Source organism: Rossellomorea orangium, assembly GCF_019334305.1.
GTDB lineage: Bacteria > Bacillota > Bacilli > Bacillales > Bacillaceae_B > Rossellomorea.
The window spans coordinates 198,489-209,757 of record NZ_JAHWGH010000015.1 but is presented as its reverse complement, the minus strand read 5'-3'; the positions used below and the strand labels follow the sequence as shown (position 1 = coordinate 209,757).

Genomic DNA, 11,269 nt, shown 5'->3' with positions numbered 1-11,269 from the left:
AGTTAAGCTCTTCAGCGCCGATGGTAGTTGGGGGATCTCCCCCTGTGAGAGTAGGACGTCGCCAGGCAAATAGATGAAAGAGTAGCTCATTGGGAGTTGCTCTTTTTTTTGTTTAAAAATGTTTCTAAGTTAAAGGCGAAACTACTGCCTGTTGCAGAATATGGACTTATTTGGATGAGAAGTGTGATGCCCCTTTTCAACATAAAGAAAATTCGACATCTTGGCATGATTATCTGATATCTCGCATGATAAATCACAATAGGGCCTTTAAAAAAAGAATTCCCGCACGATAATCAGGAATTCGGCATGATTTCATTCATATCCCGCACGATTCTTTTTCAGAAGCAATCTAAACAGAAGCACCAGGTGCTATCTAGGACGACTATACTCATCCAAACCATCAATTCTTCTAAAAGCGGAGTGGAGCCAGGAAAATGGTCAATACACTATCATTTATATCAGGGAAATACACAAATAAATTAGCCGCTCACTATTAATAGAATATGGTTGATTTAATAATGATTGACCAAGTGGACGAAAGGTACTAATTGGAAAAATACGCATAAAACAAAAAAATGACGCAATTATCTCTGGAAATGACGCAATAAATAAAAAAATGACGCGATCAAGCCTAAAAATGACGCAATTCTTCCAACACAACTGGCCTTTTCTATAAATATAGTCGCCCTTCCTGCCAATCTCTTCCCTCCATCCAAGACTTTCATCCAAAATGGTCTCAAATGTAACAAATCTAAAAGAAAAATAGACTCATTTTATAAAAACAGAATAGCAATCTAGCAATTATACAATATTACGTCTCATGGTAATGAAATTTGTTCAATGATTCACAATCATATCCATATCTAAATCCATACCCAAACGCACCAAACCAATCAAACCCACTCCCGAAGCACATCCCTTTCCTCCTCACCCACAACCCCTATATACTAAACCCAAACCCCAAAAGGAGGTCATCTAAATGACAACAACAAACATGCGCGAACAATACAACGAATACATCGCTAAATTCAAAGAGAAAACCCCTCAGGAAACGCAGAACAAAATGACAGAAGCCATCACGGAGCTCGAGAACTCAGAAGAAGGCAAAGGTCTCCGCGTAGGAGACAAAGCACCAGACTTCACATTACCCGATGCTTCAGGCAAAGAGGTGAAACTAAGTGAGATCCTAGGCCAAGGTCCAGTCATCCTGACGTTCTACCGTGGCGGTTGGTGCCCATATTGCAACATGGAGCTACGTGCCTACCAACAGCTGATGGAAGACATCAAAGCCACTGGCGCCGAACTTGTAGCAATCAGTCCACAAACGCCAGATGCTTCCCTTTCGACTAAGGAAAAAAATGAGCTCGATTACTTTGTGCTGAGTGATGAAGGTAATCAAGTGGCTGATGAATACAAGCTTGTTTACAAACTGCCTCCTTACCTCGTAGACATCTATAAGGAAAAGGGGCTCGATCTTGAGAAAGCGAACGACAGTGATTCCTGGACGCTTCCTGTTTCCACGACGTATATCATCCAGCAGGATGGAACGATCGCATACGAATATACGAAAGCCGATTACAAAGATCGTGTAGAACCTTCTGAAGTGGTTGAGAAGTTAAAAACTCTTTAAGTTTTGAAACGCAAGACGGCTTTATGGCTGCTTTTAATAAGCGGCCATAAAGCTTTTTTTGTTTTAACTCTTCCAAAATAGGAAAGACAATAAGTAGAACTTTTAATTTTCTAGAAATTGTCATCTAATATTCACTTATAATTCTTCCTGAAGTGGTTCATATTCTCGATTTTTTCTAGTAAAATAGGAACTTAATTTGAGCATACTACAGGTAGTAGTGAAGAGAGGAGCATCCAGGTGTTAGAGAACAGTGTGATGATGGTCATCATTATTTTATTGATTAATATCGTGTATGTATCATTTTTTACGATAAGAATGATTCTGACGTTGAAGGGGTATCGTTATTTTGCGGCATTTGTGAGTACGTTTGAGGTGGTCATTTATGTTGTGGGTCTTGGGCTTGTGTTGGACAATCTGAATGAGATCCAGAACTTGATTGCGTATGCAGTCGGATATGGTATTGGTGTCATTGTCGGAATGAAGATCGAGGAGAAGCTTGCTCTTGGTTATATTACGGTGAATGTGATTACGAAGGAGTATGATAAGGCGCTTCCGAATGAGCTTCGTACCCGTGGGTACGGGGTGACGAACTGGGAGGCGAATGGTCTTGAGGGGAACCGGATGGCTCTGCAGATCCTGACGCCTCGGAAGTATGAGATGAAGCTGTATGATACAATTAAGGAGCTTGATCCGAAAGCATTTATCATTGCCTATGAACCGAAAGCGATTCACGGCGGGTTCTGGGTGAAGACGGTGCGAAATATACGCAAAGGAAAATTAAAAGAATGAGTAAAAAGAAGTTATTATTCGAAGTGCAGGAAAATGAGAGTATTGCAGATTGCCTTGATCGTATGAAGGAAATGGGCTATATGCCGGTCAGGCGGATGGAAAAGCCGGTTTTTGAAGAACAGAAAGAAGGAAATAAAACGGAGTATGTCCCTATAAGGCAGACAATTGTCTTTGAAGGGAAGAGGATCGAGGAGTGAAGCGCTTCAAATCCGAACATTAATTTTCAGACTTTTATTATCGTTCGATTATTCGTTGACAGGGTCTTCATATCACGTTATGATGGAGACAAATAAACCGAATACCCTCATATAATAATGGGAATATGGCCCATGAGTCTCTACCTGACTACCGTAAATGGTCGGACTATGAGGGAAAGTAGATGTCTGGATGCAGATCTCATGGTGTGGACCTTACCCTGATCGATAGGACCATTCTCTGTAAAATACCCAGATCAATTGCTTTCTCTCAAGTAAAGTAGAGAACAATTGATCTGGGTATTTTTTGTTAGCGGGGATTCGGTAGACTACGGGAGGTGCCTGTCACCATTATGATTTCAGTGATCATGGGAAGTACATCGGACTGGGAAACAATGAAGCATGCGTGTGAGGTATTGGAGGAGCTTGAGGTTCCGTTTGAGAAACAGGTGGTATCGGCTCACAGGACACCTGATTATATGTTTGAATTTGCAGAAGGTGCAAGAGCCCGCGGAGTGAAAGTGATCATAGCAGGTGCAGGAGGAGCTGCCCATTTACCGGGAATGGTGGCAGCGAAAACCACATTGCCTGTGATCGGGGTTCCGGTACAATCGAAGGCATTGAATGGAATGGATTCACTGTTATCGATCGTGCAAATGCCGGGCGGAGTGCCCGTTGCGACGGTAGCAATCGGGAAAGCAGGAGCAACCAATGCCGGACTCCTTGCCGCACAGATCCTTTCAGTTGAAGATCAAGAATTGGCTGAGACGCTTGAAATTAGAAGGAACGCACTAAGGGAAAAAGTGATGGAAAGCAGTGATGACCTTGAATAAGAAGACGATTTTACCAGGACAGATGATCGGGATCATTGGAGGCGGACAGCTTGGCAGGATGATGGCTCTGGATGCGAAAGCAAGAGGCTTTCGAGTAGCTGTATTGGATCCTTCACCGGACTCACCATGTGCACAGGTGGCAGATCTTGTGATCACGGCAGGCTTCGATCAGTATGACGCTTTGTACAGGCTGGCGGAAGAGTGTGATGTGATTACATATGAATTCGAAAATATTGATTATGAAGCGCTGAAATGGTTGTCTGAGCGTGCCTATTTACCTCAAGGTGCAGAGCTGATCCGTATTACTCAGGACCGCATCATGGAAAAGGAAGCCCTTACGTTTGCAGGGGTGGAAGTGGCTCCTTATGCTGTGATTAAACAACAGAGGGACATCTATGATAATATAGAAAAGCTTGGCTATCCAGTAGTATTAAAAACAGCAAGAGGCGGTTATGACGGGAAGGGACAATATGTGATCCGGGAAGCGGTCGAGATAGAAGAAGCGGCTGCTTTATTGGAGAATGGCCCATGCGTGCTGGAGAAATGGATTCCTTTTGAAAAAGAGCTATCCGTGATCATGACGCGAAACCCCGATGGACAACAGACGAACTTTCCGGTAGTGGAAAACATTCATGTTGATAATATCCTTCATGAAACCATTGCACCAGCGAGGGTAAGTGAAGAAACAGCAGGTAAAGCGATCGAGATGGCAAAGAGAATCAGTGAGACGCTTGACCTTGTCGGGACGCTTGCGATTGAAATGTTTCTGACAGCAGACGGAGATATCTACATCAATGAACTGGCTCCAAGGCCTCATAATTCAGGTCACTACTCAATCGAAGCATGTGATTTCTCTCAATTCGCCCAGCATATCAAAGCTGTTTGCAACTGGCCGCTTGTTCAACCGACCTTATTAAAGGACGCTGTGATGGTTAATCTATTAGGAGAGCATATCGAGCCTATTATGAAGGCTGTTCCAAAGCACCCTGACTGGTTTATTCATCTGTACGGTAAGGATGTACCGAAGCCGAAACGCAAGATGGGGCATGTCACCCTATTATCCAACGATATCGAAGAGACATTGTCTAACATAAATGAAGCAGGGATTTGGAAGGTGCAAGAAAAGATCGGAGGACGACTGGTATGATAGAACGTTATACACGCCCTGAAATGGGAGCAATTTGGACAGAGGAAAATCGTTTTCAAGCTTGGCTTGAAGTAGAAATCCTGGCTTGTGAAGCTTGGGCTGAAATAGGGGACATTCCGAAAGAGGATGTTGCAAAGATCCGTGAGAACGCTGGATTCAATGTTGATCGCATTAAAGAAATCGAAGAAGAAACGCGTCACGATGTAGTAGCCTTCACACGAGCGGTTTCTGAAACGCTTGGGGAAGAAAGAAAATGGGTTCATTACGGACTGACATCAACAGACGTTGTGGACACCGCCCTTTCGTATCAATTAAAGCAGGCGAACGAGATCATTCTTAAAGACTTGGAACGCTTCGTAGAAATCTTAAAGAACAAGGCGATCGAGCATAAGCATACGGTCATGATGGGACGTACGCACGGTGTTCACGCTGAGCCTACAACGTTCGGTTTGAAGCTTGCCCTGTGGTATGAAGAGATGAAGCGTAACGTAGAACGATTCAAAGCGGCTGCTGATGGAGTGGAATTTGGTAAGATCTCAGGAGCGGTTGGAACGTATGCGAATATCGATCCTTTTGTTGAGTCTTACGTGTGTGAAAAGCTTGGTATCAAGCCTGCGCCGGTTTCTACACAAACACTTCAGCGTGATCGCCATGCTCATTACATGGGGACACTTGCCCTGATTGCGACGTCTATCGAGAAGTTCGCCGTTGAGGTCCGTGGTCTTCAGAAGAGTGAAACACGTGAAGTGGAAGAGTTCTTCGCAAAGGGTCAAAAAGGATCGTCAGCGATGCCACATAAGCGTAACCCAATCGGTTCTGAGAACATGACGGGAATGGCACGCGTGATCAGAGGATACATGATGACAGCGTATGAAAATGTGCCGCTATGGCATGAGCGTGATATCTCTCACTCATCCGCAGAGCGTGTAATCCTGCCGGATGCGACGATCGCCCTTAATTATATGCTGAACCGTTTCGGCAATATTATCAAGAATCTAACGGTCTTCCCTGAGAATATGCAGCGCAATATGGATCGTACACTTGGCTTGATCTACTCGCAACGTGTCCTTCTCGCTCTTATCGATAAAGGTATGACCCGTGAGGAAGCGTATGATACGGTTCAACCGAAAGCAATGGAAGCGTGGGAGAAGCAAGTGGCCTTCCGTTCACTTATCGAGGAGGATGAAACCATCACGTCCAAGCTGTCGCCGGCTGACATTGATGACTGCTTCGATTACAACTATCACTTAAAACATGTGGATACAATCTTTGAACGTTGCGGCTTGGTATAAGTCCTTCTGACAAATGAATAAGGCAGGGGTTTTTAACGGAATCCCTTCCTTTTTTTATGAAAATATAGACTGAAGATTGGCAATTTTCAACGAACAGGGGGATTTCATATGGAAAAAGGAACACTTTTATATGAAGGAAAAGCTAAGCAGATCTTCGAAACGAACGATGAAGAAGTTGTTTGGATTCAGTATAAGAATTCTGCCACTGCTTTCAATGGGGAGAAGAAAGCGGATATCGATGGCAAAGGGGTTTTAAATAATAAGATTTCAAGCTTGCTATTTTCGAAGCTTGCTGAAAAAGGGATACAGAGTCACTTTATTAAACAGATTTCAGAGGATGAGCAGCTGGTCAAACGTGTAAGGATCATTCCACTTGAAGTCGTGGTTCGGAATGTGATTGCAGGAAGTCTGTCAAAACGGCTTGGAAAAGAAGAGGGGACACCCCTTCAAAAGCCGATCATCGAATTTTACTATAAAGACGATGATTTGGGAGATCCACTGATCACCGATGATCATATTGATTTCCTGGAGATCGCGTCACGGGAAGAACGTGCCGAGATCAGAGAGATGGCACTCGGAGTGAATGAAGTCCTTCAAGGGATTTTCAAGGAAGCGGGAGTCACGCTTGTCGATTTCAAATTGGAGTTTGGTAAAGACCGTCATGGAGCGATTCTATTAGGGGATGAAATCTCACCAGACACATGCCGATTATGGGATGCAGAAACGAACCAGAAGCTTGATAAAGATGTTTTCAGAAGAGATATTGGCAGTTTAACAGAAGTATACTCAATCATTTTAGAACGCTTAGGAGGAAACAAACTATGTACAAAGTAAAGGTTTATATCACATTAAGAGAAAGTGTATTAGATCCTCAAGGAAGTGTTGTGAAACAGGCGCTGCATTCAATGGAATTCAAAAGTGTTGAAGATGTGCGCGTAGGGAAGTATATGGAGTTGACTCTTCCATCATCAGTTGAAAACGTGGAAGCGACGGTTGAAGAGATGTGTCATCGATTACTTGCCAACCCTGTCATCGAGGATTACCGATATGAAATCGAGGAGAGTGTCGCTCAATGAAGTTTGCAGTAATTGTATTCCCAGGCTCTAACTGTGACATCGATATGTACCATGCGATAAAGGATGAAATCGGTGAAGAAGTGGACTACGTTTGGCACGATGCTGATAATCTGGAAGACTATGATGCGATTCTATTACCAGGAGGATTCTCGTACGGGGATTACCTTCGTTCAGGGGCAATTGCCCGTTTCTCGAACGTGATGAAAGAGGTCGTGAAGGCGGCAGAGCAAGGAAAGCCGGTTCTTGGTGTGTGCAACGGATTTCAGGTTCTACTTGAAACAGGACTACTGCCAGGGGCCATGCGCCGGAATGACAGCTTGAAATTCATTTGTAAAACCGTGCCGTTAACCGTTGAGAATAATGAAACGATGTTCACCAATGGTTATGAGAAAAATGATGTGATTCAAATTCCGATTGCACATGGCGAAGGAAATTACTTCTGTGATGAAGAAACCATGAACACACTGAAGGAAAACAATCAAATTGTCTTCACGTATACGGATGAAAACCCGAACGGAAGCGTGGAAAATATTGCAGGAATCACCAATAAAGCAGGAAATGTCCTTGGAATGATGCCTCATCCGGAACGCGCCATGGACACTTTACTAGGTAGTGAAGACGGGAAGAAACTATTTCAATCGATTGTGAAACACTGGAGGGAAAAACATGTCGTTAATGCTTGAACCAACTTCAACACAAGTGAAAGAAGAGCAGCTTTATCGTGAGATGGGTTTAACAGACGAAGAATTTTCAATGGTGGAAAACATCCTCGGAAGAACGCCGAACTACACAGAGACCGGTCTTTTCTCTGTTATGTGGTCAGAGCATTGCAGCTATAAAAATTCGAAGCCTGTACTGATGAAGTTCCCAACGACAGGTGAACGCGTTCTTCAAGGGCCTGGAGAAGGAGCTGGGATTGTTGATATTGGCGATGATCAAGCAGTGGTGTTCAAAATCGAGAGTCACAATCATCCGTCAGCCATCGAGCCTTATCAAGGAGCGGCAACGGGTGTCGGGGGTATTATACGAGACGTATTCTCGATGGGGGCAAGACCTGTCGCACTCCTCAACTCTTTACGCTTTGGAGAGTTGGATTCTCCTCGTGTTCAGTATCTATTTAAAGAAGTCGTAGCGGGTATCGCGGGATACGGTAACTGTATCGGGATCCCGACGGTCGGCGGGGAAGTTCAATTTGATGCTTCCTACGAAGGAAATCCCCTTGTAAACGCCATGTGTGTAGGGTTGATCGACCATAAGGATATTAAGAAGGGTCAGGCACACGGTGTCGGCAATACCGTCATGTACGTCGGAGCGAAAACTGGTCGTGACGGTATTCACGGAGCCACCTTTGCATCCGAGGAGTTAAATGAAGGATCAGAAGAGAAGCGCCCTGCGGTTCAGGTGGGAGATCCATTCATGGAAAAATTACTACTTGAAGCATGTCTGGAGCTTGTTCAGAACGATGCCCTTGTCGGCATTCAGGATATGGGAGCGGCTGGTCTTACAAGTTCATCAGCGGAGATGGCAAGTAAAGCGGGATCTGGGATCGAAATGGACCTTGATCTTGTACCACAGCGTGAAAGGGGCATGACGGCGTATGAAATGATGCTGTCAGAATCTCAGGAACGTATGTTGATCGTGGTGGAAAAGGGTCGTGAACAGGAAATCGTTGATCTTTTTTCAAAATATGATTTAGAAGCGGTTTCCATCGGGAAGGTAACAGATGATAAACGCCTTCGACTTCTTCACAAAGGTGAAGTTGTCGCAGATGTGCCGGTCGATGCACTGGCTGAAGAGGCGCCTGTTTATCACAAGCCTTCTCAAGAAGCGGCTTACTATAAAGAATTTCAAGCAATGGAAACGCCTGCTCCAAAGGTGGAAGATTATAAAGAAACGCTTAAGGCATTGTTACAGCAGCCAACGATCGCAAGTAAGGAATGGGTATATGATCAATATGATCATCAGGTGAGAACGAGTACGGTTGTCAGTCCTGGTTCTGATGCAGCGGTCGTACGTGTACGCGGTACGAGAAAAGCACTTGCCATGACAACGGATTGTAATTCCCGTTACTTGTACCTGGATCCCGAGGTCGGAGGAAAGATCGCTGTAGCAGAAGCGGCCCGTAACATTGTGTGTTCAGGAGCGATCCCACTTGCAATTACAGACTGCTTAAACTTCGGAAATCCGGAGAAACCGGAAATCTTCTGGCAGATCGAGAAGTCGGTTGACGGGATGAGTGAAGCTTGTCGTGAGCTGTCGACTCCAGTCATCGGGGGAAATGTGTCCTTATACAATGAATCAATGGGGACGGCGGTTTATCCAACACCTGTAGTGGGGATGGTCGGCCTGATTGAGGACATCGATCATATTACGACTCAAAGCTTCAAGGAAGCCGGAGATTCTATTTATGTCATCGGTGAAACCCGTGAAGAATTTGGCGGAAGCGAGCTTCAAAAACTGACGGAAGGAAAAATCTTCGGTCAGGCACCTACGATTGATTTGCAGACAGAGCTTCGCCGCCAAATGCAGCTGTTAGAAGCGATTCAAAAAGGTCTAGTGGCATCTGCACATGATATCGCTGAAGGTGGGGTCGCCGTTGCTCTTGCAGAATCGACTTTTGGAACAAAAGGATTGGGAGCAAACGTTATGGTTTCTGGAGATCATTCTGTGGCTGACCTTTTCAGTGAAACTCAATCGAGATTCATCGTATCAGTTAAAGCGGAACACAAGACTGAGTTTGAGAAATTGGTTCCAGAAGCGAAAGTCATTGGTAATGTAAGTGATCTTGGAGCAATCAAGGTGACATCAGAAAATGGAGACGTCATTTTACATGCATCTGTAGAAGAATTGGAGTCAGCTTGGAAAGGAGCGATCCCATGCCTGCTGAAATCAAAGGTTTAAACGAAGAATGTGGCGTATTCGGGATCTGGGGACATCCCAATGCCGCACAAATTACGTATTACGGACTTCATAGTCTGCAGCATAGAGGTCAAGAGGGAACGGGAATTGTCGTTTCTGACGGTGATACGTTACGTTGCTTAAAAGGGGAAGGCCTCGTAACGGAAGTGTTCCAGGAAGGGACGATCGAGAAGCTTGAGGGGGATTCGGCCATTGGTCACGTGCGCTATGCGACGGCTGGAGGTGGAGGTTACGAGAATGTTCAGCCTCTTCTCTTCAATTCCCAGAGCGGAAGTCTTGCTCTTGCCCATAACGGGAATCTCGTCAATGCGAACGCCTTGAAGCATCAGCTTGAAGGTCAGGGGAGTATTTTTCAAACGAGCTCGGATACAGAAGTGCTGGCTCACTTAATCAAAAGAAGCGGGTACTTTAATCTGAAAGATCGCGTGAAAAACGCGCTGACGATGTTGAAAGGCGCATATGCGTTTGTCGTCATGACAGAAACAGAGATGATGGTGGCGCTTGATCCACACGGTCTTCGTCCATTATCTCTCGGTAAGCTTGGGGATGCTTACTGTGTTGCGTCAGAGACATGTGCCTTTGATATCGTTGGAGCTGAATTTGTACGTGATATAGAGCCAGGGGAGCTTGTGATCATCAATGATGAGGGATTGACCTCAGAACGGTTTAGTTTTTCAGGCGGGAATGCGATGTGTACGATGGAATACGTATACTTCTCAAGACCGGACAGCAATATCCAGGGAATCAACGTACATTCCGCGAGAAAGCGGATGGGGATGGAACTGGCGAATGAAGCACCAATCGAAGCGGACGTTGTAACGGGTGTTCCGGATTCCAGCATTTCAAGTGCCATCGGCTATGCGGAAGCTTCAGGGATCCCGTATGAAATGGGATTGATCAAGAATCGTTACGTAGGTCGCACATTCATTCAGCCTTCTCAATCTCTTCGCGAGCAGGGTGTGAAGATGAAGCTTTCTCCTGTAAGGGGAGTGGTTGAAGGCAAGCGCGTCGTTATGGTCGACGATTCCATCGTCCGGGGAACAACGTCGAAGCGGATCGTCACCATGCTGAAGGAAGCGGGAGCGAAGGAAGTGCATGTGTGCATCAGCTCACCGCCGATCAAGAACCCTTGCTTCTATGGCATTGATACTTCGACTCATGAAGAACTGATCGCCTCTTCCAACTCAGTGGAGGAAATGCGTCAGATCATCGGAGCGGACTCCCTGACATTCTTGAGTCCGGAAGGCGTGATCAAAGCCATCGGCCGTGAGGATTCATCGGAAAACCGCGGGCAATGCATGGCTTGCTTTACAGGAAAGTATCCTACTGAGATCTACCCGGATACACTTCATCCACATGAAAAAGAGTTAGTGAAATAGGGGGAATCAT

11 protein-coding genes and 1 riboswitch are annotated in these 11,269 nt (G+C 45.2%); all 11 genes read left to right on the top strand.

The window, feature by feature from the left end; all coding sequences use genetic code 11:
* Positions 1–979: 979 nt before the first annotated feature.
* The 11 genes from KYJ26_RS14285 (at position 980) to purF (ending at position 11,259) form a co-directional block, all read left to right on the top strand.
* A complete protein-coding gene (locus tag KYJ26_RS14285) occupies positions 980–1,630 on the top strand; it encodes a peroxiredoxin-like family protein (RefSeq protein ID WP_219168056.1) in 651 nt (216 codons plus the stop codon).
* 258 nt (positions 1,631–1,888) lie between these two features.
* Positions 1,889–2,419 (top strand): DUF2179 domain-containing protein, encoded by a 531-nt coding sequence (locus tag KYJ26_RS14280; protein WP_257475055.1) that lies wholly within the window; start codon positions 1,889–1,891, stop codon positions 2,417–2,419.
* Complete coding sequence (locus KYJ26_RS14275; protein WP_219168054.1) at positions 2,416–2,616, top strand: NETI motif-containing protein; 201 nt, start codon at positions 2,416–2,418, stop codon at positions 2,614–2,616. The genes KYJ26_RS14280 and KYJ26_RS14275 overlap by 4 nt, the downstream gene beginning before the upstream one ends.
* 87 nt (positions 2,617–2,703) lie before the next feature.
* A riboswitch (purine riboswitch) is annotated at positions 2,704–2,805 on the top strand.
* Between the two features lie 161 nt (positions 2,806–2,966).
* Positions 2,967–3,446, top strand: coding sequence for a 5-(carboxyamino)imidazole ribonucleotide mutase (purE, locus tag KYJ26_RS14270; protein WP_219168053.1), 480 nt, complete (start codon positions 2,967–2,969; stop codon positions 3,444–3,446).
* Entirely contained in the window at positions 3,433–4,593 is a 1,161-nt protein-coding gene (gene purK / locus KYJ26_RS14265) for a 5-(carboxyamino)imidazole ribonucleotide synthase (protein WP_219168052.1), read from the top strand. The genes purE and purK overlap by 14 nt, the downstream gene beginning before the upstream one ends.
* Complete coding sequence (gene purB / locus KYJ26_RS14260) at positions 4,590–5,885, top strand: adenylosuccinate lyase (RefSeq protein WP_219168051.1); 1,296 nt, start codon at positions 4,590–4,592, stop codon at positions 5,883–5,885. The genes purK and purB overlap by 4 nt, the downstream gene beginning before the upstream one ends.
* Before the next feature lie 108 nt (positions 5,886–5,993).
* Positions 5,994–6,719, top strand: a complete 726-nt coding sequence (purC, locus tag KYJ26_RS14255) for a phosphoribosylaminoimidazolesuccinocarboxamide synthase (RefSeq protein WP_219168050.1) — start codon at positions 5,994–5,996, stop codon at positions 6,717–6,719.
* On the top strand, positions 6,707–6,961 hold the full coding sequence (purS, locus tag KYJ26_RS14250) for a phosphoribosylformylglycinamidine synthase subunit PurS (RefSeq protein WP_034760827.1): 255 nt from the start codon (positions 6,707–6,709) through the stop codon (positions 6,959–6,961). The genes purC and purS overlap by 13 nt, the downstream gene beginning before the upstream one ends.
* A complete protein-coding gene (gene purQ, locus KYJ26_RS14245; RefSeq protein ID WP_219168049.1) occupies positions 6,958–7,644 on the top strand; it encodes a phosphoribosylformylglycinamidine synthase subunit PurQ in 687 nt (228 codons plus the stop codon). The genes purS and purQ overlap by 4 nt, the downstream gene beginning before the upstream one ends.
* Positions 7,628–9,862 carry a phosphoribosylformylglycinamidine synthase subunit PurL gene (gene purL, locus KYJ26_RS14240; protein WP_219168048.1) on the top strand — a complete coding sequence of 745 codons (2,235 nt, stop codon included), beginning with the start codon at positions 7,628–7,630 and terminating at the stop codon, positions 9,860–9,862. The genes purQ and purL overlap by 17 nt, the downstream gene beginning before the upstream one ends.
* On the top strand, positions 9,838–11,259 hold the full coding sequence (gene purF / locus KYJ26_RS14235) for an amidophosphoribosyltransferase (RefSeq protein ID WP_219168047.1): 1,422 nt from the start codon (positions 9,838–9,840) through the stop codon (positions 11,257–11,259). The genes purL and purF overlap by 25 nt, the downstream gene beginning before the upstream one ends.
* Positions 11,260–11,269 lie beyond the last annotated feature (10 nt).